Genomic DNA, 19,214 nt, shown 5'->3' on the forward strand with positions numbered 1-19,214 from the left:
CCAGCAATGGGATGGCCCTGAAGAGGCTCTTCTTGGTCGGTTGGCGTGGCTGCGGCGGGCACCGCGACACCGCGATGCCCGTCATCTCGAGCATAGTTCGTTGGCGGGCCGCCGCGGCTGCGGCGGCGCTACGCCTCAGTCCACCACGTAGTCGCTGACCGGCACGCAGGCGCAGAACAGGTTGCGGTCACCATACACGTTGTCGGCACGGCCGACCGGCGGCCAGTACTTCTGCGTGCGCAGCGATGCCACCGGGTACGCGGCTTCCTCGCGCGTGTACTTGTGGGTCCACTCGTCGGCGGTCACCACCGCGGCCGTGTGCGGCGCGTGCTTGAGCGGGTTGTCGTCGCGGTCGAAGGTGCCGTCGGCAACGCGGCCGATTTCCTGGCGGATCGCGATCATCGCGTCGATAAAGCGGTCCAGCTCGTGCAGCGCCTCGCTCTCGGTCGGCTCGATCATCAGCGTGCCCGGCACCGGGAAGCTCATGGTCGGGGCGTGGAAGCCGTAGTCCATCAGGCGCTTGGCCACGTCTTCATTGCTGATGCCGGTGTCCTTCTGCAGCGGGCGCAGGTCCAGGATGCACTCGTGCGCGACCAGGTCGTGCTGGCCGGTGTACAGCACCGGGTAGTACGGGGCCAGGCGCTTGGCGACATAGTTGGCCGCCAGGATCGCGTTCTCGGTGGCGGCGGTCAGGCCGGCCGAACCCATCATCGCGATATACATCCACGAGATCGGCAGGATGCTGGCCGAGCCGAACGGCGCCGCCGAAACGCCGCCGATGCCGCGGTCGTCGCGGCGATAGCCGACGCTGTCCTGGTTGGGCAGGAAGTCAGCCAGGTGCGCGCCGACTGCAACCGGGCCCACGCCCGGGCCGCCGCCGCCGTGCGGGATGCAGAAGGTCTTGTGCAGGTTCAGGTGCGACACGTCGCCGCCGAACTGGCCCGGCGCGGCGGTGCCGACCATGGCGTTCATGTTGGCGCCGTCCACGTACACCTGGCCGCCGTGCTGGTGCACGATCTCGCAAATCTGCTGCACGCCCTGCTCGAACACGCCATGCGTGGACGGGTAGGTGATCATGATCGCCGCCAGGTTCTTGCTGTGCTGCTCGGCCTTCTTCGCCAGGTCTTGCAGGTCGACGTTGCCGTCCTCATCGCAGGCTACGACCACCACCTTCATGCCGGCCATCTGCGCCGACGCCGGATTGGTGCCGTGTGCGGACGACGGAATCAGGCAGATGTCGCGATGGCTCTCGCCGCGGCTGGCGTGGTAGGCGTGGATGATCAGCAGGCCCGCGTACTCGCCCTGCGAGCCGGCGTTGGGTTGCAGGCTCACCGCGGCGTAGCCGGTGGCGGCGCACAGCATGGCCTCGAGCTGGTCGATCATCTCGCGGTAGCCCACGGTCTGGTCCAGCGGCGCGAACGGGTGGATCTGGCTGAATTCGGGCCAGGTCACCGGGATCATCTCGCTGGTGGCGTTCAGCTTCATCGTGCACGAGCCCAGCGGGATCATGGTGCGGTCCAGCGCCAGGTCCTTGTCGGCCAGCATGCGCAGGTAGCGCAGCATCTCGTGTTCGGCGTGGTGCGTGTTGAACACCGGGTGGGTCAGGTATTCGCCGGTGCGTGCCAGTTCGGAGGGGAAGCCGTCCTGCGCGACGGCCTCGAGCTTGTCGAAGTCCACGTCCGCGGGCAACGGCTTGCCCTGCATGAATACTTCCCATAGCGCGACCACGTCGGCACGGGTAGCGGTCTCGTCCAGCGAGATGCCGACGCGCGTGGCGCTGATATGGCGCAGGTTGATGCCGCGCGCGGTGGCCGCGGCATGGATGGCATCGGTGTTGAAGCCGGTTTCCAGCGTCAGCGTATCGAAGAAGCTGGCGTTGGTGCGCGCGAAGCCGAGCTTTTCCAGGCCGGCGGCCAGCGTCGCGGTCAGGCGATGCACACGCTGCGCGATGCGCTTCAGGCCCTGCGGACCGTGGTAGACGGCATACATCGAGGCCATTACGGCCAGCAGCACCTGCGCAGTACAGATGTTCGAGGTGGCCTTCTCGCGGCGGATATGCTGCTCGCGCGTCTGCAGGGCCAGGCGATAGGCCTTGTTGCCCTGCGCATCGATGGTCACGCCCACCAGGCGGCCCGGCATCGAGCGCTTGAAGGCGTCCTTCACCGCCATATAGCCGGCGTGCGGGCCGCCGAAGCCCAGCGGCACGCCGAAGCGCTGCGAGTTGCCCACGGCCACGTCGGCGCCCCATTCGCCAGGCGCGGCGATCAGCGTCAGCGCCAGCAGGTCGGCGGCAGCCACCACCAGGCCGCCGGCGGCGTGCACGGCGTCGGCGATGGCGCGGTAGTCGTTGACGTCGCCGTTTACGCCCGGATACTGCAGCAGCACGCCGAAGGCGTTGGCCGCGGCGGCATCGGCGGCGGGGCCGACCTTGACTTCGATGCCCATCGGCAGCGCGCGCGTGCGTACCACTTCCAGCGTCTGCGGCAGCACGTCGTCGGCCACGTAGAAGGTGTTCGAATCGTGCTTGTTCACGCGCTGCAGCAGCGTCATGGCTTCGGCCGCGGCAGTGCCTTCATCCAGCATCGACGCATTGGCGATATCCAGCCCGGTCAGGTCGGTGACCATCTGCTGGAAGTTCAGCATTGCTTCCAGGCGGCCTTGCGAGATTTCCGGCTGGTAGGGCGTGTAGGCGGTGTACCAGGCCGGGTTCTCGAAGATATTGCGCAGGATGACGCCGGGCGTGACGGTGTTGTAGTAGCCCTGGCCGATAAAGCTCTTCAGCACCCTGTTCTTGCCTGCCAGCCCGCGCAGCCTTGCCAGCGCGGCTTCCTCGCTCAGCGGCTCGGTGAACTCGCCCATCGGCATGCCGTCGCGGCGGCGGATGGCGGCGGGGATGACGGCGTCGATCAGCGCGGCGCGGCTGTCATAGCCGAGCACCTTCAGCATGTGCTGCTGTTCGGGGGTATCGGGGCCGATATGGCGGGCGGCGAAGGCGTCGCGCGCCTCCAGTTCGGCCAGCGTGGGTCGGTTCACTTGGGCGGCATTCATGGGAAGCGGGGCGTTCATTGGCAAGAACCTCGTGGGGTGCGCGCCGGCCGGTGGTCAGCCGGGACGGCGCGCGTCAGTCTGCAGTGGCCGGTCCAACCATGGACCGGCGCGGCCGGCGTCAGGCGCCGACGCTGGCCTTGTAGGCGTCGGCCGACATCAGGCCGTTGACGTCGTCGCCGTTGGCCGGCTTGAGCTTGAACAGCCACGCGTCGAAGGCGTCGGCGTTGACGCTCTCCGGGGCAGCCGTGGCGGCCTCGTTGACGGCGATCACTTCGCCGGCCACGGGGGCGTAGATGTCGGAAGCGGCTTTTACCGATTCCACCACTGCCAGCGCGTCGCCGGCACCGACCGACTTGCCCACTTCGGGCAGTTCCAGGAAGACGATGTCGCCCAGCGCGTCCTGCGCATGGTCGGTGATACCGATGGTGAGCGTGCCGTCGGCTTCGACGCGTACCCACTCATGCGACTCGGTGTACTTGAGGTCAGCGGGGAAATTCATGAAGGTTCTCCGGATACAGATTTGTTTCTTGTTGGGTGATGCCTGCCCGGCGAAGCTGCCGGCAGGCGAGGGCGACCGTTGGTATGAGCCTCAGCTCACGAGTGCCTTGCCATTACGCACAAACGGCAGTTTAACCACAGTCGCGTTGAGTTTGCGGTCGCGGATCTCCACCTGCACGGTATCGCCCACGGCGACATCCTTGGGCAGGCGGGCAAAGGCGATGGACTGCGACAGCGACGGGCTGAAGGTGCCGCTGGTGATTTCACCGTCACCGGCCGGCGTGATCACTTTCTGGTGGGCGCGCAGGACGCCGCCTTTGTCACGCAGGATCAGGCCGAGGAATTGCTGGCGCGAACCGGCTGCGGCCAGTGCCGCCTTGCCGGTGAAGTCACGCTCGCTCTGCAGGTCAACGGTCCAGGCCAGGCCCGCATCCAGCGGCGAGGTGTTGATATCCATGTCCTGGCCGTACAGGTTCATGCCGGCTTCCAGGCGCAGCGTGTCGCGCGCGCCCAGGCCCGCCGGGCGCACGCCGGCGGCGTTCAGCTTTTCCCAGATGGCGGCGACGTTCTCGGCCGGCACCACCAGTTCGAAGCCGTCTTCGCCGGTGTAGCCGGTGCGCGCCACCATGATCTCGCCGAGGGCCGGGTCCTGGACCACGGCGGCGTTGAAGGGCTTGAGCGTGTCCGACGGCTGGGTCGAGGGGAAAGTGCTCCACACTTTGGTGCGGGCGTTGGGCCCCTGCACGGCGACGATCGCCAGAGGCTGCACGCCTGCAGGCGCAACGTCCTCGCGGCGCGGCGTGATGGTCACATCGCTGCCGGTGGCGGCATTGCGCGCGCGGATCCATTCGATGTCGCCCAGCGCGGTGCTGGCGTTGACGACCAGGCGGAAGCGGTCCTCGGCAAAGAAGTAGACGATCAGGTCGTCGATCACGCCGCCTTTCTCATCCAGCATGCAGGAGTAGAGCGCCTTGCCCGGGGTCTGCAGCTTGTCGACATTGTTGGCCAGCAGGCCGCGCAGGAAGCTGCGGGTATTGGCGCCGGCGAGGTCGACCACGCACATGTGCGACACGTCGAACATGCCGGCGTCGGTGCGCACAGCATTGTGTTCTTCGATCTGGGAGCCGTAGTTGACCGGCATGTCCCAGCCGCCGAAATCAACCATGCGGGCGCCGAGGGCGCGGTGGATGGCGTTGAGGGGCGTGGCCTGGAGCGTCATGGAATCCTCTGGGGCAGTCTCGGTTGGCGAAAACAAAAAAGGGCCATCCGCCGCAACGCTCGCCGCGCCTGAATGTGGCGTGGCAATCCGCTGCGGCGGATGACCCCTCTGTCCTCGATACCTGAGAGATTACAAGGCGGATCCTGCCGGACCCCGTCCTCGTGCGCCCCTTCGGTGGGCACGCTCGCCACGAATGGCGGGTGCCGCTCTCCAGAGTTCGGCATGCATCGTGTGCATATTGCATGCCGATCCGATCGGTCCGTGGTGCCTGAGAGTTTTCGGGTGATACCCCTTCGGCGGCGCAGGCGATGCGCGCTCTCCCGGTCGGATGCGCGCAATGTACGGGAGGCCCCGGCCTTTGTCAAACGGGCCAGGGGAGCCTGCCGTACCTGTCGCTGCGGTGGTCTGGCTTACTTCTTCTTGTCGTCGGTGACAACGTTACCGATCACGCCGCCCACGGCCGCGCCACCCAGCGTACCCAGCGCGCTACCGTCGGTGAGGATGGCGCCGCCCACGGCGCCCGCGCCCGCGCCAATGGCGGTATTACGCTGCTTCGGGGTCATATCCGCGCAACCGGCAAAGGCCGCGACGGTCACGCCGATCAGGGTCACCTTGGTCAAAGTCTGCAGGGTTTTCATTATTGGCTCCGATGTGATGATTCAAGCATGTCAACCCCGCCGCGCAGGCCAGGGGGACATACTAGTTAGAGCGTTTGGTTGCGCGATTGGCTCCGGCCTTTACGAAGTGTTACGCCGGTGACACAACCGGCCGTGTCAACGCGGCTTGCGCTGACTGACCTGCCGCGGCCAGCGTGTTAACATCGGCAGCTTTGCCGCCGTGCCCGTTTTTTGGGTGCTGGCGTGTCCCGCCTGGCCTTCCGCTGTTCCTGCCGATTTCCCTGCCTCCAACCGCATCCCACGCATGACCCATGGCCTGAACTCCGCCCAATCCGAAGCCGTCCGCTACCTGGACGGCCCTTGCCTGGTGCTGGCCGGGGCGGGCTCCGGCAAGACCCGGGTGATCACGCAGAAGATCGCGCATCTGATCGAGGACAAGGGCTTCGAGCCGCGCCATATCGCCGCCGTCACCTTTACCAACAAGGCCGCCAAGGAGATGCAGGAGCGCATCGGCAAGCTGATGGAGGGCAAGACTACGCGCGAGGGCAAGCGCATTCCGCTCAAACAGCTGACGGTCTGTACCTTCCACTCGCTCGGGGTGCAGATCCTGCGCATGGAGGCCGAGCACGTGGGCCTGAAGCCGCAGTTTTCGATCATGGATTCGGACGACTGCTTCGGCCTGATCCAGGAGCAGCTCGGCACCACCGACAAGAAGCTGATCCGCGGCGTGCAGGGCACGATCTCGCTGTGGAAGAACGGCATGGTCGATCCGGAGGCAGCGATCGCGCAGGCCGCCAATGCCGACGAGCACCAGGCCGCGCTGGTCTACCGCAACTACGTGGCCACGCTGCATGCCTACCAGGCGGTGGATTTCGACGACCTGATCCGCCTGCCGGCCGAACTGTTCGCGCGCAATGAAGCGGTGCAGCTCAAGTGGCAGAACCGCCTGCGCTACTTCCTGGTCGACGAATACCAGGACACCAACGCCTGCCAGTACCAGTTGCTCAAGCTGCTGGCGGGCGGCTCGCACCTGCGCGCGCCGGCCTTTACCGCGGTGGGCGACGACGACCAGGCCATCTACGGCTGGCGCGGCGCCACGCTGGACAACCTGCGCGGGCTGCAGACCGATTTTCCGGACCTGAAGGTGATCAAGCTGGAGCAGAACTACCGCTCCACCGTGCGCATCCTGGAAGCGGCCAACGCGGTTATCGCCAACAATCCCAAGCTGTTCGACAAGAAGCTGTGGAGCGAGCACGGCATGGGCGACCCCATCGCCATCCACCCGATGAACGACGAGGAGCACGAGGCCGAGTCGGTGGTGTTCCGCCTGTCCGCGCACAAGTTCGAGCGCCGCGCGCAGTTCCGCGACTACGCCATCCTGTATCGCGGCAACCACCAGGCGCGGCTGTTTGAGCAGATCCTGCGGCGCGAGCGCATTCCCTATGTGCTTTCAGGCGGCCAGAGCTTCTTCGACAAGGCCGAGATCAAGGACATCTGCGCCTACCTGCGCCTGATTGCCAATCCCGACGACGATCCCGCCTTTATCCGCGCCATCACCACGCCGCGCCGCGGCGTGGGAAACACCACGCTGGAAGTGCTGGGCACCTTTGCCGGACAGGCCAAGGTGTCGCTGTTCGAGGCCGCGATGATGGGCGGTATCGAAGGCAAGCTGCAGCCGCGCCAGCTGGAGCCGCTGCGCGTGTTCTGCGAATCGATGGTACGGCTGGCCGACCGCGCGGCCAAGGATCCCGCCACCGTGGTGCTGGACGACCTGATGGAAGGGATCCACTACGAGGCCTACCTGTACGACAGCTTCGACGAACGGCAGGCGCAGTCGCGCTGGACCAACACGCTGGAATTCCTGGACTGGCTCAAGCGCAAGGGCACCAAGCCCGAAGGCGCCGAGGGCGAGGAAGCCACCGGTTTCGACAATGCCGACGGCTTCGGCAGCGAAGGCAAGAACCTGCTGGAGCTGACCCAGACCGTGGCGCTGATGAGCATGCTGGAAGGCCGCGAGGAAGATCCCGACGCGGTGCGGCTGTCCACGCTGCATGCGTCCAAGGGGCTGGAGTATCCGCACGTGTTCCTGGTCGGTGTGGAGGAGGGCATCCTGCCGCACTGCCGCGAAGACGAGGACATGAGCGACGAGAAGATCGAGGAAGAGCGGCGGCTGATGTATGTCGGCATCACCCGCGCCCAGCGCAGCCTGCATGTCAGCTGGTGCAAGAAGCGCAAGCGTGCGCGCGAAACCTACTCGTGCCAGCCTTCGCGCTTTATCGGCGAGATGAAGCTGGAGGAGGCGCCTGCGCCGGTGGATGAAACCCCGGCGATGAGCCCCAAGGACCGGCTCGGCGCGCTCAAGGCACTGCTGGGAACCGGCGGCAAGACGGCCCCGGGCTGAACGGGGCGCTACAGTCCCGATACAAAGGCATACCAGGCTGACAAGACGCCGGGTGCAGGCATACCTGGTATGGCGGCTGTGCTGCTCGAGCCGTTCTACTGCGTCGAATCCTCGCGCAGCCGCGCCACCGGCGGGGTCGGCATGGGGTTGTCGATCGCGGCCGACATTGCCGCGCGCCATGGCGGCGAGCTGACCCTGAGCAACCGCCCCGAAGGCGGCCTGCCCGCGCGCCTGTCCCTACCGCGCGGCTGACGCCGCCAGCGTGACGTACTGCGAGCCGCGCTGCCCGTGCGTGAAGTCGAGCGGGAAATCGCCCACGTCCACGCGCCCCTGCAGTGCCCGCCGCATCTCGGCCGCGCCGCTGCCGCGCAGGCCGGCCAGCGCGCGCGCCAGCCATGCCGCGCCGATATAGCCGGCCAGCGTGGCCGGCGACGGCGGCTCATCCAGGTATTGCTTCATGCGCGCCACGTGTTCCTTCACCACCCGCAGCGTGGCCTGTTGCGGCCCGGGCGCGACCTGGGTCAGCACCATGCCGCCGTTGTAGCCAGCGCCCAGGATTTCGCGCGCGGCGGTGGCGCTGACCGACGACAGCCCGACCAGGAAACCGTACCAGCCCTGCACCGCCAGCGCGCGGCCCAGTCCGGCGTAGGCGAGGGTATCGCCCGCCACGATCACCGCGCCCGGGCGGGTGGCGGCGATGCGCCGGGCGGCGGCCTCGGGATTGGCGTCGAGCGGCACCGCGCGCGTCCCGGTCTGCGCCTCCAGCCGGGCCAGCGACGGGGCGGCGAAGTCCGGCGCCAGGGCCAGCGCGATGCTGGTCATGCCGTAGCTGCGCAGCTGGCGTACCGCCGCGTCCAGTTCGGCCTGGTAGTCGGCACGGGTGAACCAGACGTTGTCGGCCGTCAGCGCAAGGCCCGACAGCGGCGCCACGATCTGCACGCCGCGCCGGCCCAGCTCGGCCGATGCCGCCAGCGCCGGCAACAGCCGGTCGCCCGGGCCGAACAGCAGCTCGGCGCGGTCGGTATCGGCCAGCGACACCGCCTGCGCCAGCGCGCGGCGCGGGTCGGGATCGGCGTCGCGGACCACGTGCGCGATGCGCACCGGGCCGTTGCCGGCGTTGACGGCGTCGAACATGACCTTGGCCCCGGCCAGGTAGTCGCGCGCAAGGTCGGCTTGTGCGCCGCCGCGGTCGAGCAGGTGGCCGACCACGACCGTGCGGCGCGCCTGCGACAGTGCTGGCCAGGCGGGCAGGGCCAGGGCCGCGCCGGCGGCGGCAAGCAGGCGGCGCCGGTGCCGGGCCGGTGCTGCCAGGTGCCTGCGCAGCGGTGGGTACGGCGGAAACATCGGAGTCTGGTCGGGAGTTGGCATTGCAGGGGGGCAGGTGACGCGCGGGCCGGCGGTGGCGCGCAGCGTATCCGCCACACATGACATCAATGTGACGCCTGCCGCCCGCAGGTCCAATGCCCGCGCTTGACGGCGGTCAACGCGCCAGCGGCGGTGCGGCCCTACGATGGGCCGTCATACACCCATACCCCCGCGCCCCCATGATCCCGTCTGCCATAACTTCCCCTGCGCCCGACCGCCGCGCGCTGTCCGACTTCCGTGCGCTGGCCGGCCGCATCGACGGCAACGGCCCGCGCTATACCTCGTACCCGACGGCCGACCGCTTCCACAACGGCCCCGACCTGTCGCTGTACCACGACGCACTGGCCGCCTGCCGCGCCGACGCGCCGGCGCCGCTGTCGCTGTACCTGCATATCCCGTTCTGCGAGAACATCTGCTACTACTGCGGCTGCAACAAGATCATCACGCGCGACCATGGCCGCAGCGCCCGCTACGTCAACTACCTGGGCCGCGAAATGGCGCTGGTGGCAGACCGGCTCGGGCCGCGCCGCCAGGTGCTGCAGTCGCACTGGGGCGGGGGCACGCCGACCTTCCTCGACCCCGGCGAGATGCGCCGCGTGATGGCGCTGCTGCATGAGCATTTCGAGCTGGCGGCCGAGGGCGAGCATTCGATCGAGATCGATCCGCGCCGCGTCGACCACGCCCGCATGGCGCTGCTGGCCGAACTGGGCTTCAACCGCGTCAGCCTGGGCGTGCAGGATTTCGATCCCGAGGTCCAGCAGGCCATCCATCGCATCCAGCCCTTCGAAGAGACCCGCGCCGTGGTGGATGCCGCACGCACGCTGGGTTTCCGCTCGGTCAGCCTGGACCTGATCTACGGCCTGCCGCACCAGACCGCGGCGCGCTTTGGCCGCACCATCGATCAGGTGCTGGCGCTGCGCCCCGACCGGCTCTCGGTCTATAGCTACGCGCACCTGCCGCATGTGTTCAAGCCGCAACGCCGCATCGATGAAAACGCCTTGCCGCCCGCCGGCGAGAAGCTCGACATCCTGGTCTCCACCATCGAGCGGCTGAGCGCCGAGGGCTACGTCTACATAGGTATGGACCATTTCGCGCTGCCCGACGACGACCTCGCCGTGGCCCAGCGCGAAGGGCGGCTGCAGCGCAACTTCCAGGGTTACTCAACGCATGCCGGCTACGACCAGGTCGGGCTCGGCATTTCCGCGATCGGCGCGATCGCGGGGCGCTACGTGCAGAATGCGCGCACGCTGGACGAGTACTACGGCGCGCTCGACCACGGCCGCCTGCCGCTGGCGCGCGGCGTGGCGATGAGCGCCGACGACCACCTGCGGCGCGAGATCATCGGCGCCCTGATGTGCAATGGAGTGCTCGATATCCCGGCGCTGGAAGCGCGCCACGGCATCCGCTTCGGCACGGCCTTTGCGCCGGAACTGGCCGACCTCGCCGCGCTGGGCGCGGACGGACTGGTGCAATGCGCCCCGGACCGCATCACCGTGACGCCGCTGGGCCGGCTGCTGGTGCGGCGCGTGGCGATGGTGTTCGACCGCTACCTGCGTGAAGACGCCGCGCGGCCAGCGTCCACGGGTGCCCAGGCCGTTGCCGCCAACGATGGCGCGCAGCCGGTGCGCTTCGTGCCGCGGGCGCGGTACTCGCGCGTGGTGTAGCGGCCGCGCAAGCGGTACGGACGAAAAAAAGCCCGCGCAATGTGCGCGGGCTTTTTGTTTGCAGCAGGCGGACTTACTTGGCGGCGTTGGCCATGTAGTCCGAGGCGGCGATCACGTCGGCGTCCGGGCCGGCGTAGCCACCCTTGGGCGGCATCACGCCCTTGCCCTTGAGCGCAAAGTTGTGGACCGCGTCCATGCCTTCCTTCAGGCGCGGCGCCCAGGCGGCCTTGTCGCCGAACTTGGGCGCACCGGCCACGCCGGCGGCGTGGCAGGCGGCGCAGACCTGCTCGTAGACCTTCTTGCCCACGTCGGCCGAGGCGGCCGGCGCTGCAGCGGGTGCGGCGGCAGCAGCTGCCGGGGCCGCTGCCGAGGGAGCTGCCGGTGCAGGCGCGGCACCGGCGGCCGGAGCGGCGGCGGCTTCAGGGGCTGCGGCAGTCGCCGGCGCGGCGGCAGCCGGGGCAGCCGGTTCCGGGAACTTGGCACCGCCGGCGTCGGCCATGTAGACCACGGCACGGGCCAGTTCGTAGTCGGCGTAGTCGTCCGGCGTGGTGCCGGCACGCGCGGCCATCGCGCCCTTGCCGTTTATCACCGACTTCATCAGGCCGTCAAAGCCCTGGCCGATGCGCGCGGTCCAGTCGCCGGCGTTGGCGTACTTGGGTGCGCCCGCTGCGCCGGTGGCGTGGCACGCGGCGCAGATTTCCTTGTAGACCTGCTCGCCCGTCTTGAAGACGCGCGGCGCGTTGGGATCCTTGATTTCGAGCGAGGCAACCGGCTTGATGCGGTCGTTGACGGCTTCCGCCGTGGTGGCGGCGCCGGCGCTTTCAGTCGAGCCGTGTCCGACAAAGTTGACCAGCAGAATGATCACGATGATCGGCACCAGGAAAGCCGCGATCACAACTGCGATCAGTTGCTTCGGGGTCTTGATGGGAGACTCGTGTTCGTCGTGTTCGTTGTGGACGTCGCTCATACAGAACTCTCAGTTTTGCAGGAAACCTTCTGGCCGCTTACGCTCGGCTTGCTTATTCTGGCCCGGTCTTGGTCACTCGCTGACCGCTGTCCGGCCCCATGCGGACCGCCCGTGCTGGCTGCGGCCCTTGCCTGACTTGGGTCTGTTGCTATTTGCGCGCTGCGGACTGTCTCCCGGACCGGACCTGATTGTCGCCGACAACAAGCCGCGCGGCCTTGACCCCGGTCGACTCATTGCATCGGCGGTGTGGCGGGCACGATTTGACGCAAATAGCTGGCGATTATAGCGCCAAAGGCCCCCCGCCAGTGCCAAAAAGCGGCGGTTGCGAGACGTTCCCTGAAGCCCCTGGCGGGCCCGCATGGACGGCACGGGGCAAACGCGGTATCCTATACGACTTTCCTGCGGCGGCACTCGCCCGCCGCAACCGCTGTACCCACAAACCGGTTGCAAAACCGTCCTGTGCGCCCGTAGCTCAATGGATAGAGTACTGCCCTCCGAAGGCAGGGGTTGCTGGTTCGATCCCAGCCGGGCGCGCCAAAATTCCTCCCGAAGTTTAGTGCGATGACACTGGCCAGCTTCCGCAGCCCGCGTTCGCCGCTGGCGTGGCCCCAGTTGTCGTTGATGCGCTTGAAGCGGTCGATATCGATCATCAGCATCGACATCGGCGTCTTGTCGCGCAGGCAGTGCTCGTACTCGATGCCGAAGCGCGCCTCGAACTCGCGGCGGTTGGTCAGGCCCGTCAGCGCGTCGGTCTCGGGCAGCGCGCGCAGCGCTTCGCCGCGCGCCAGGCAGTGCGAGAACAGCTTGCCAATGCCCTGCAAGGTGACCCACATCAGCAACGCCAGCGCCAGCGCGCTGGCGGCCAGCACGGCGCTCAGGTGCAACGCAGTGCGCAGCAGCAGGTCGGCGGCGGAGAAGTAGTCGACCAGCGCCAGGGTGCTGTTGCCGATGCGCTGGAACATGATGCGGCTGCCGTCGGCTGCGCGCAGCGTGCCCGAACCGCGCCGGAACATTTCACATCAGCGGGTCAGCACAGCGGGCGCGGCTTTAAATCGCGCCCTGAAAACTCTCAGCACGCACCTCGCCGTGCCGCGCGCCAGTGCTGATAGATTCACTCGATCCACGCAATCTCGCGCGGCGGGCCGTGTGCCGCGCTCCCGGAAACCACCATGGCAATTTCGACAACGCCCCTGCGCAAGCTGGGCGGCGTGCTGGCAGCACTGTTGCTCGCCGGCGCAGCAACCTCGGTGTCCGCTGCGCCGCTGAGCCTGCCGGGTTCGCTCCCCAATATGGCCGGGCTTGGCATTGGCTCTACCACCGAGTTTGCCGGCGGCAAGGACCGCATGATCGGCGTGGTGCCGGGCCTGCGTTATGTCACGCCGGGCGGCCGGCTGCTGGAATGGTATGGCCCGTATGCGCAGTTCAACTTTGGCGGGCTAACCGGTTTCCAGTGGGGACCGGCAGTGGGGTTGCGCCTTGGACGCAACGACGTTGACGATCCGGTGGTCTCGCGCCTGCACGAGATCGACACCACGTTCGAGGCCGGCGGCTACGTCGGCTATGAATACCTGAACCAGGGCCGTGTCCCCTGGCGCTTGCGCGGCGGCGTCAACGTGATGACCAATGCCGGCATCATCTACGGCGGCACGCATATCGCTGCAACGGGTTCGCTGTGGGTGCCGCAGCACCCGCGGGTCTATGCGGGAGCCGGCCTGGGCGCGACGTGGGTCAGCGGCAGTTTCAACCGCACCTATTTCGGCGTCACCCCGTCGGATTCGGCGGCCAGCGGCCTGCCTGTCTATAGCCGGGCGGGGGCCTGGAACAGTTCACCGGCTGGCTGGCGTTGCTCTACCAGTTCGACAAGCACTGGTATGGGGGGCGATGGTGTACGGCCAGCGCCTGACCGGCGATGCCGCCGACAGCCCCATCGTGACCCAGCGCGGCACGCGCAACCAGGTCACTTACGGGGTTGGCATCGGCTATGCGTGGCGGTAGTGCCACCAGCGCTTGCTATGATCCCACCATGACCGACGATCTCGTCATCCCCCATCACGAATACCTGATCACGGCGATCCGGGCGCAGGGTGCGGGCGGCCAGAACATCAACAAGGTGTCCAATGCCGTGCACCTGCGCTACGACGTGCATGCATCCTCGCTCGCGCCCGACCACAAGGAACGCCTGCTGGCGCTGCACGACCACCGCATCACGCGCGACGGCGTGGTGGTGATCAAGGCGCAGCAGTTCCGCAGCCTCGACCAGAACCGCGACGAAGCGGTGCGGCGGCTGCACGAACTGGTGCGCAGCGTGGCCACGCCGCCGCGCGTGCGCCGTGCCACGCGGCCCACGCTGGCATCACGCCGGCGCCGGCTGGAATCCAAGAGCCAGCGCAGTCAGGTCAAGGTGCTGCGGGGCCGGGTGGTCGACTAGCGCCGCAGCAGTCCGGCTTCAGGTCCCGGTCTTGAATGCCGCGAGCGCCGGCACGTTGTCGCCGGCATCCGCCTGCGGCGGCCCGAAGCGCGCGCCCGGGCGCCGGTAAGCCGGAAAGAAGCCACCCAGGTCATACAGCGTGGCTTTGTCACCGCCGGACAGCGCCACGTACCGGTCGGGGTTCACCACAAGGCGCTGGGTCCGGTACACATGCGTATCGTGCGAAAAGCCGCGCTTGAACTCATACAGCGAGTCTTTGACCGAACCCAGCCCGCCGCCCAGGTGCAGGTAGCGCAGGCCGTTGGTGCGGCCCCATTCGCGCGCGGCATGGATCACGGTCTTGGTCGGCTGGAGGTGGCGGTACGCCCAGTCCCAGGCGGACAGGTGATATTGCATGATGCCCGTCCCCCGGGCCACGGTGAACAGCGCCGCGCCGAGCATGCAGCCGTCTTCCTCAGCCACGAACAGCAGCAGGTCGTCGCCCAGCGCGCGCACCAGGGTGCGGTAGTACTGCGTGTCGAAGAAGTAGTAGGGCAACGCGCCCAGGCGCGCCATGGTCGCGTTGTACAGCGCGATAAAGCGCGGCAGCCTGGCGAAATCACGGTCCAGGCGTGCGCTCACGCCGGCACGCCGGGCGCGGTTGATGCCCTGCCTGTGGCGCGCCTGCGTTTCGTGCCATAGCTGCTCGGCACTCTTGGTCAGGTCGACGGATACCGTCTCGCCCTGATCCACCACCAGCCCGAGGCGGCTGTCCCAGTCGGCATTGAGCAGTGGGTGCAGGCGGATAAACCACGACACGCAGCCGCACTCGCGCAGCAGCGCGAGCGCCGCGCCCAGTGCCTCCTCGGCAAAGCCGGCCGGGACATCGGTGCTCAACACCGGGCCGCCGTAGCCATAGGCCGAGGTGGCATCCCAGCTGCCGCAGCCAATGGGCCGGCGCACCAGCGGAACCAGCAATTCGTGGGCGCCGTCACGCACCAGCACCGCGGCGGCGCTGCCGTGGTCGCTACGCTCAGCGGCAGTATGCCAGCCAGGCGTGTGGTAGCAATCATGGCGACATCGCGCCAGCGTGTCGCGCCACGCGGGGCTTGTCGGTTCCAGCACGCTCGATCGCATCGAAAACTCCCTGTCAGGTAGCCGGCGCCGCGCCAGAGTCAGGCCGCGGCGCCGGGCATTGCTTGCCCCGGGCTTCAGCGCGCGGATTGCAGCGCGGCAATGCGCTGCTCAATGGGCGGATGGCTCGAGAACAGCGCCATCCACGACTTGCCGCCGGCGATGCCCATCGCCTGCATGTTCTGCGGCAGGCCATCCGGCTCCAGGCCGCCCAGGCGGCGCAGCGCCGCCACCATCGGCGTGGGCGTGCCCATCATGCCGGCCGCGCCCGCATCGGCACGGAACTCGCGGCGGCGCGAGAACCACGCCACGATGATGCTGGCCAGGATGCCGAACACGATCTCGCAGACGATCACCGTGACCATGTAGCCGATGCCAGGGCCGCTCGATTCCTCATCGTTCTTGCGCAGCATCGAATCGACGAAGTAGCCGACCACGCGCGCCAGGAAGATCACGAAGGTGTTGACCACGCCCTGGATCAGCGTCAGCGTGACCATGTCGCCGTTGGCCACGTGCGCGACCTCGTGCGCCAGCACGGCTTCCACTTCTTCATGGGACATCGATTGCAGGAGGCCGGTGGACACCGCTACCAGCGAGCTGTTCCTGGTCGCGCCGGTGGCGAAGGCATTGGGTTCGCCATCGTAGATGGCAACTTCCGGCATCGGCAGGCCGGCGCGCTGCGCCAGCTTTTCGACGGTCTGCACCAGCCACAGCTCGGTGCTGGTGCTGGGATGGGTGATGACCTGCGCGCCGGTCGACCATTTGGCGATGGTCTTGGACATCAGCAGCGAGATAAAGGCGCCACCGAAGCCCATCAGGGCGGCGAACGCCAGCAGCGTGCCCAGGTTCAGGCCATTGGCGGTCAGGAAGCGGTTCACCCCCAGTACGCTGGCGGTGATGCTGAGGACAAGCATGACGGCGAGGTTGGTCGCCAGGAAAAGCAATACGCGTTTCATGTGTATGGAGCAGTGGTGTGTAGGGCGGTACAGCCAGGATGCGGACGGGCCGCAGACGCGCGCCGCACGCTCAGGCGCGGCACGCAGGAACAGGCGGACGCGGCCAGGCCGCGCCGGTGGGACTCAGGCGCTCGGCGGACGCGGCAGCCGCGGCAGGTCGGGTTCGGGCAGCGGGGCGCCGGCATAGCGCGGCGGCCCGGCGCGGCCGCCCCAGGCGGCCAGGCACAACGGAGATGCCGGCAGCAGTTGCTCGGCAAGGTCGGCGCCGGGCTGCCACCGCGGCTCGGCGGCTTCGGAGGCGGGCGACGGCTCGCCCGTTGCGGCAACGCCGGCAGCGTCGTCGTTGCCGATGTTGGCCGCTGGCGCGGCCGACATTTCGCCGGTGGCCACCTCGGCGTGCGCGAACGCCGCCGCCCAGCCCGGCAGGGGCAGGAAGGCCAGCATCATGACCAGCAGAAGTAGCCGGAGGGAGCGCACGAAGGGGGACGGCTTATCGGTAGATGTAGGAGGAATTCTACAGGATGCGGCAAGGCACAGGCGCCGCCCTGCAGGGTCCGTCGCACGTCGGCGTCACTCGCTCAATATGTGCCGTATCAGTAACTCCTGCAAGACCTGCCAGACTGGCCTACACTGTCGCCTACCCTGTAGTAGTTACAGGGTAGAAAACGAGGGCCAGGCACCATGCGCATCGGCGAACTCTCCCGTACCAGCGGCTGCGATGTCGAGACCATCCGCTATTACGAACGCGAAGGCCTGCTCGACGCGCCCCGGCGCGAGGCCAACGGCTATCGCCGCTATGACGACGGCCACCTGGTCCAGCTGAATTTCGTGCGCCACTGCCGCTCGCTCGGCATGGGCCTGTCGGATGTGCGGCGGCTGCGCGAGTTCGAGCGCAATCCGTCGCAGGACTGCGACGACATCAATACGCTGCTGGACCGCCAGATCGCGCAGATCCATGCGCAGCGGGTGGCGCTGGAGGCGCTGGAAGGGCAGTTGCGCGCGCTGCGCGAGACCTGCCACCACCACCAGCCCGCCAGTGAATGCGGCATCCTGCAGAACCTGCAGCAGGCCGCCGCCGGTGCGGCCTGCGAATGCCATGCGGGCGCGCACGAGGCCGGGCCTGCTGCCAACGGGTGAGGCGCGCAGGCACGTCGCTGTGCTACGATGGCTGTTCCCGTGATCGCACCGCTGCGGTGCACGGGCCCGGCGGCAGCGCAGCCAGTGAGCGATGTAGTGAGCAACGACTTACACGGCTCGCCTGTTCAGAGAACCATCCGCTGCCCCTTATCCACCCTTCTGCATGACCATGACTGATCGCCTTACGCCGATGCCCGATGCGCCTGTCCGCCTGATGCGGACCGGCCGCGCGCACGCGTGCGCGATCGCCACGGCCAACATCCTGCCCCAGCGCGCCGCGAGCGCGGTCTCTCCCCGCCGGATCAGCACACCGCCTGATTCCGCCCGGTTCCCAGCCTGATTCGTCTCCATAGCGGGGCCCGGGCCGAACCGGGCCCGAGCCAGCGTTTTCAGTTTTCCGGCCGCTGCCGCAAGGCCCGCGCCGGATTCGTTGATGTCCGCGCTGCTGCGCAAACGCCAGACCTGCAAGACCTGACCGCCGCCGCCTGCCATGCTGGCCGGGCCGCGCCAAACCACCTGACTGCCGGAGGACCCGCCATGACGGCCACCAAAACGAATACCGCCACCCTGTACCTGACCGAACTCGACGTGACCCGCCTGGAGCGCATCGCCAGCCGCGCCGACTCGGCGCAGCTTGAGGACATGCTCGACAGCCTGCTGGCGCGCGCCACCATCGTCGCGCCAGAAGAGATCCCGACCGACGTGGTCACCATGAACACGCGCCTGGTCTGCAACCTGCCGGGCGAGCAGGCCCCGCGCAACTGGACGCTGGTGTACCCCGACGCGGCCGACTTTGATGCCGGCCGGCTGTCGGTGCTGTCGCCGGTGGGCCAGGCGCTGCTGGGCGCGCGCGCCGGCCAGACCGTCAGCTACCGGCTGCCCGACGGCCGCGAGCAGCAGGTGAGTGTCGCCGGGATCGCGTTCCAGCCGGAAGCCAGCGGCCAGTACACGCTTTGAGCCGCATCCTGAGCCAAATCCCAGCCGCCTGAGGCGTGCTGCCGGGGCCACGCAGGCGCGTCCTGCGCCGCGTGTGCCCGGCAATCCATCGACACCATTCATCGGCAAGCCAGACGTTTCACGACTCGCAACGCACCATTCGTCGCAGCGGTATTTCTGCTTGCGCGGACTGTGACTAATCTTCAGTCCGTGCTCGCATCGCAACATAGATTGCAGGGCGGCCGGAGTCTCATCCCGGTCCATACAAGAAAGAACGACGAAATCAGTTGAAGGAGTCCCAAATGATCGCCAGACGTATCCTTGGCGGCGCGCTTGTGTTCGCGGCGGTCGCCGCGTCCGCTGTGGCGTTGGCTGCCCCCGCTGCCAGCAAGGTTGGCAAGTTTGATGTGTACGCCGATGCGCTGAAGGCCGGCAAGTACGATGTGTATACGGACGGCGCCAAGCAAGGCAAGTTCGATACATACACGGACGGAGCCCGCACCGGCCGCTTCGACCCGTACTCGGAAGGCTCGCGCCGCGACGGCAAGTTCGACAGCTTCACCGAAGGCTCGCATAGCTTCAGCGGCGAGATCTCGAAGAAGGACAAGTTCGATACCTTCAGCGAAGGTGCGCACACCTTCACCGGTGATATTGCCGATCGTGCGCTCGACAATTCCCGCACGGGTGACGGCTCGCTGTACGGCTATCGCGTCTGATCCTCGCAGGTCTTCCCAAAGACCTCGTGCGGCCACTGCGGTGGCCGCAAGTTTTCTCTCCCGCCTGCCCGGCTGACCTCCTCCTCCTTCTCTCTTCGCCAGGCAGGCGCTTTTCTCTTCCCTCGGCTCGTGACCGCGTTAGCGCGCAG

Annotated in this window: 16 protein-coding genes, 1 tRNA gene, 2 pseudogenes and 2 riboswitches; of the genes and pseudogenes, 9 read left to right on the forward strand and 10 right to left on the reverse strand. The window is 67.7% G+C overall.

Translation table 11 applies throughout. From position 1 onward, the window contains the following. Nucleotides 1–135: 135 nt before the first annotated feature. The 4 genes from gcvP to I6H87_RS07705 form a co-directional block, all read right to left on the reverse strand. Nucleotides 136–3,066: an aminomethyl-transferring glycine dehydrogenase gene (gene gcvP, locus I6H87_RS07690; protein WP_011616221.1), complete on the reverse strand. Its 2,931-nt coding sequence runs from the start codon at nt 3,064–3,066 to the stop codon at nt 136–138. A 100-nt stretch (nt 3,067–3,166) separates the two neighbouring features. After that, complete coding sequence (gcvH, locus tag I6H87_RS07695) at nt 3,167–3,547, reverse strand: glycine cleavage system protein GcvH (protein ID WP_010812169.1); 381 nt, start codon at nt 3,545–3,547, stop codon at nt 3,167–3,169. A 90-nt stretch (nt 3,548–3,637) separates the two neighbouring features. Next, entirely contained in the window at nt 3,638–4,765 is a 1,128-nt protein-coding gene (gene gcvT / locus I6H87_RS07700; RefSeq protein WP_011616220.1) for a glycine cleavage system aminomethyltransferase GcvT, read from the reverse strand. Nucleotides 4,766–4,863: 98 nt separating this feature from the next. Next, nucleotides 4,864–4,989, reverse strand: a riboswitch (glycine riboswitch). A 21-nt stretch (nt 4,990–5,010) separates the two neighbouring features. Then, nucleotides 5,011–5,098, reverse strand: a riboswitch (glycine riboswitch). A 77-nt stretch (nt 5,099–5,175) separates the two neighbouring features. Beyond that, entirely contained in the window at nt 5,176–5,403 is a 228-nt protein-coding gene (locus tag I6H87_RS07705) for a YMGG-like glycine zipper-containing protein (protein ID WP_010812167.1), read from the reverse strand. Nucleotides 5,404–5,686: 283 nt separating this feature from the next. On the opposite strand from I6H87_RS07705, the gene I6H87_RS07710 reads away from it, so the two are divergent. Next, on the forward strand, nt 5,687–7,783 hold the full coding sequence (locus I6H87_RS07710; protein WP_010812166.1) for a UvrD-helicase domain-containing protein: 2,097 nt from the start codon (nt 5,687–5,689) through the stop codon (nt 7,781–7,783). 57 nt (nt 7,784–7,840) lie between these two features. Beyond that, nucleotides 7,841–8,035 (forward strand): annotated as a pseudogene (locus I6H87_RS07715) (ATP-binding protein); the annotation flags it as partial. On the opposite strand, the gene I6H87_RS07720 reads toward I6H87_RS07715, so the two are convergent. Then, a complete protein-coding gene (locus tag I6H87_RS07720; RefSeq protein ID WP_041687845.1) occupies nt 8,021–9,151 on the reverse strand; it encodes an ABC transporter substrate-binding protein in 1,131 nt (376 codons plus the stop codon). The pseudogene I6H87_RS07715 and the gene I6H87_RS07720 sit on opposite strands and share 15 nt — an antisense overlap. A 176-nt stretch (nt 9,152–9,327) precedes the next feature. Here I6H87_RS07720 and hemN point away from each other — a divergent pair, with 176 nt between their 5' ends. Continuing rightward, nucleotides 9,328–10,812, forward strand: a complete 1,485-nt coding sequence (hemN, locus tag I6H87_RS07725) for an oxygen-independent coproporphyrinogen III oxidase (RefSeq protein WP_041687570.1) — start codon at nt 9,328–9,330, stop codon at nt 10,810–10,812. Nucleotides 10,813–10,885: 73 nt separating this feature from the next. On the opposite strand, the gene I6H87_RS07730 is transcribed toward hemN, so the two are convergent. Further along, nucleotides 10,886–11,779 (reverse strand): c-type cytochrome, encoded by an 894-nt coding sequence (locus I6H87_RS07730; protein ID WP_011616216.1) that lies wholly within the window; start codon nt 11,777–11,779, stop codon nt 10,886–10,888. Between the two features lie 461 nt (nt 11,780–12,240). Here I6H87_RS07730 and I6H87_RS07735 point away from each other — a divergent pair. Next, nucleotides 12,241–12,316 (forward strand) — tRNA-Arg (locus tag I6H87_RS07735). Between the two features lie 74 nt (nt 12,317–12,390). Here the strand turns inward: I6H87_RS07735 and I6H87_RS34855 are convergent. Beyond that, nucleotides 12,391–12,792, reverse strand: a pseudogene (locus I6H87_RS34855) (diguanylate cyclase domain-containing protein); the annotation flags it as partial. A 156-nt stretch (nt 12,793–12,948) separates the two neighbouring features. Between I6H87_RS34855 and I6H87_RS34790 the strand changes: the two are divergent. Both I6H87_RS34790 and arfB read left to right on the forward strand, forming a co-directional pair. Beyond that, the gene (locus tag I6H87_RS34790; protein WP_011616215.1) at nt 12,949–13,806 is read left to right on the forward strand and encodes a MipA/OmpV family protein; all 858 of its coding nucleotides are present in this window, start codon (nt 12,949–12,951) and stop codon (nt 13,804–13,806) included. Further along, a complete protein-coding gene (gene arfB / locus I6H87_RS07750; RefSeq protein ID WP_010812161.1) occupies nt 13,803–14,207 on the forward strand; it encodes an alternative ribosome rescue aminoacyl-tRNA hydrolase ArfB in 405 nt (134 codons plus the stop codon). Before I6H87_RS34790 ends, arfB begins: the two co-directional genes overlap by 4 nt. 18 nt (nt 14,208–14,225) lie before the next feature. Here the strand turns inward: arfB and I6H87_RS07755 are convergent, their stop codons facing one another. The 3 genes from I6H87_RS07755 to I6H87_RS07765 form a co-directional block, all read right to left on the reverse strand. Beyond that, on the reverse strand, nt 14,226–15,311 hold the full coding sequence (locus tag I6H87_RS07755) for a GNAT family N-acetyltransferase (RefSeq protein ID WP_231881366.1): 1,086 nt from the start codon (nt 15,309–15,311) through the stop codon (nt 14,226–14,228). A gap of 86 nt (nt 15,312–15,397) precedes the next feature. Beyond that, nucleotides 15,398–16,276, reverse strand: a complete 879-nt coding sequence (gene htpX, locus I6H87_RS07760) for a protease HtpX (protein ID WP_010812159.1) — start codon at nt 16,274–16,276, stop codon at nt 15,398–15,400. Between the two features lie 123 nt (nt 16,277–16,399). Continuing rightward, nucleotides 16,400–16,723 carry a hypothetical protein gene (locus tag I6H87_RS07765; RefSeq protein WP_011616213.1) on the reverse strand — a complete coding sequence of 108 codons (324 nt, stop codon included), beginning with the start codon at nt 16,721–16,723 and terminating at the stop codon, nt 16,400–16,402. Nucleotides 16,724–16,957: 234 nt separating this feature from the next. Between I6H87_RS07765 and I6H87_RS07770 the strand changes: the two genes are divergently transcribed. From I6H87_RS07770 to I6H87_RS07780, 3 genes are all read left to right on the forward strand, one after another. Further along, nucleotides 16,958–17,413 carry a Cd(II)/Pb(II)-responsive transcriptional regulator gene (locus tag I6H87_RS07770; protein ID WP_010812157.1) on the forward strand — a complete coding sequence of 152 codons (456 nt, stop codon included), beginning with the start codon at nt 16,958–16,960 and terminating at the stop codon, nt 17,411–17,413. Nucleotides 17,414–17,950: 537 nt separating this feature from the next. Then, nucleotides 17,951–18,370 carry a nucleoside diphosphate kinase regulator gene (gene rnk, locus I6H87_RS07775; protein WP_011616212.1) on the forward strand — a complete coding sequence of 140 codons (420 nt, stop codon included), beginning with the start codon at nt 17,951–17,953 and terminating at the stop codon, nt 18,368–18,370. A 281-nt stretch (nt 18,371–18,651) separates the two neighbouring features. Further along, on the forward strand, nt 18,652–19,065 hold the full coding sequence (locus tag I6H87_RS07780; RefSeq protein ID WP_010812154.1) for a hypothetical protein: 414 nt from the start codon (nt 18,652–18,654) through the stop codon (nt 19,063–19,065). The last annotated feature ends 149 nt before the right edge of the window (nt 19,066–19,214 follow it).

The organism is Cupriavidus necator, from assembly GCF_016127575.1.
Classification (GTDB): domain Bacteria; phylum Pseudomonadota; class Gammaproteobacteria; order Burkholderiales; family Burkholderiaceae; genus Cupriavidus; species Cupriavidus necator_D.

What these genes read in the sequence shown, in the direction of transcription:
- I6H87_RS07765 (WP_011616213.1), bottom strand. Translation starts at nt 16,723, where the DNA reads ATGATGCTGGCCTTCCTGCCCCTGCCGGGCTGGGCGGCGGCGTTCGCG.
- htpX (WP_010812159.1), bottom strand. Translation starts at nt 16,276, where the DNA reads ATGAAACGCGTATTGCTTTTCCTGGCGACCAACCTCGCCGTCATGCTT.
- hemN (WP_041687570.1), top strand. Translation starts at nt 9,328, where the DNA reads ATGATCCCGTCTGCCATAACTTCCCCTGCGCCCGACCGCCGCGCGCTG.
- rnk (WP_011616212.1), top strand. Translation starts at nt 17,951, where the DNA reads ATGACGGCCACCAAAACGAATACCGCCACCCTGTACCTGACCGAACTC.
- I6H87_RS07780 (WP_010812154.1), top strand. Translation starts at nt 18,652, where the DNA reads ATGATCGCCAGACGTATCCTTGGCGGCGCGCTTGTGTTCGCGGCGGTC.
- I6H87_RS07710 (WP_010812166.1), top strand. Translation starts at nt 5,687, where the DNA reads ATGACCCATGGCCTGAACTCCGCCCAATCCGAAGCCGTCCGCTACCTG.
- gcvH (WP_010812169.1), bottom strand. Translation starts at nt 3,547, where the DNA reads ATGAATTTCCCCGCTGACCTCAAGTACACCGAGTCGCATGAGTGGGTA.
- I6H87_RS07730 (WP_011616216.1), bottom strand. Translation starts at nt 11,779, where the DNA reads ATGAGCGACGTCCACAACGAACACGACGAACACGAGTCTCCCATCAAG.
- I6H87_RS07770 (WP_010812157.1), top strand. Translation starts at nt 16,958, where the DNA reads ATGCGCATCGGCGAACTCTCCCGTACCAGCGGCTGCGATGTCGAGACC.
- gcvT (WP_011616220.1), bottom strand. Translation starts at nt 4,765, where the DNA reads ATGACGCTCCAGGCCACGCCCCTCAACGCCATCCACCGCGCCCTCGGC.
- gcvP (WP_011616221.1), bottom strand. Translation starts at nt 3,066, where the DNA reads ATGAACGCCCCGCTTCCCATGAATGCCGCCCAAGTGAACCGACCCACG.
- I6H87_RS07705 (WP_010812167.1), bottom strand. Translation starts at nt 5,403, where the DNA reads ATGAAAACCCTGCAGACTTTGACCAAGGTGACCCTGATCGGCGTGACC.
- arfB (WP_010812161.1), top strand. Translation starts at nt 13,803, where the DNA reads ATGACCGACGATCTCGTCATCCCCCATCACGAATACCTGATCACGGCG.
- I6H87_RS34790 (WP_011616215.1), top strand. Translation starts at nt 12,949, where the DNA reads ATGGCAATTTCGACAACGCCCCTGCGCAAGCTGGGCGGCGTGCTGGCA.
- I6H87_RS07720 (WP_041687845.1), bottom strand. Translation starts at nt 9,151, where the DNA reads ATGCCAACTCCCGACCAGACTCCGATGTTTCCGCCGTACCCACCGCTG.